We start from the raw sequence: 945 nt of genomic DNA on the forward strand, positions 1-945 counted from the left end.
TTTCCGTCCCTGCTGGAAGGTGGTATTTGCCATAAGTTTTTTCCGGCATTTCAGCCATGTGTCAGAGGAAATGAGTGCTTTATGGGGAGCGATAACAAGTATCTGGTCTTTTAAGCACCTGTCCTTGTCCTCCTTCACATCCCGCCCCTGATAGAGATAGCAGCCGTTTGTTCCGGCAAAGTCAGAAGCGTCATTGACAATCGCTGCGCCCTGGCTCTTGAAAAATTCGTACAGCTCCAAATCGGCCTGTGCGTAAACCGGGTTTCTTAAAAGCTGGGAAAGAAATGTACGGAACATGGATTTGCCATAAATTTTTATATCATGTTCCTCGAAGTATCGGGTAATATCTCCGAAGGAGGTTTCCGGTTCAGCGTACATTTCAAACATCAGCCGTACATGGTCGGCGGCTATGGGGTCGGCAACCATTTTCTTTGTGCGAATACCCTCTACCACAGTAGGCTCTAACTGATAACCGTATGGTGCCTGTCCGCTCATGTGGAAGCCTTTCAGACACCGGGAATAGTAGGCGTCTGTGACACGCTTCTGAATTGTCTCACGTTCAAGCTGGGCGAATACAATGCAGATATTCAGCATGGCCCGGCCCATCGGGGTCGAAGTATCAAACTTTTCTGTGGATGATACAAACTCCACATCATACTCTTGAAACAGCTCCATCATCGTTGCAAAGTCCAGAATAGAGCGGCTTATACGGTCCAGTTTGTACACGATGACCCGCCGGACCTTTCCCTTGCGGATCTCGCTCAGCAGCTTTTGAAACTCCGGCCTGTCCGTATTCTTACCGGAATAGCCTTTGTCCTTGAATACCCGGCAGCTCCCACCTTTCAATTCATACTTGCAAAAGTCGATCTGACTTTCAATGCTGATACTGTCCTTGCGGTCTACTGACTGTCTTGCGTAAATACAATCTTCTCTGATAAATTCCAT

At 47.7% G+C, this 945-nt stretch carries 1 protein-coding gene; it reads right to left on the reverse strand.

Going from position 1 to position 945, the window contains the following annotated elements:
- On the reverse strand, positions 1-945 hold a 945-nt coding region (locus GPK90_RS19810), incomplete at its 3' end, for a recombinase family protein (RefSeq protein WP_215703100.1).

The sequence above is a fragment of the Clostridium sp. MCC344 genome (assembly GCF_018785365.1).
Classification (GTDB): Bacteria; Bacillota; Clostridia; order Lachnospirales; family Lachnospiraceae; genus Pilosibacter.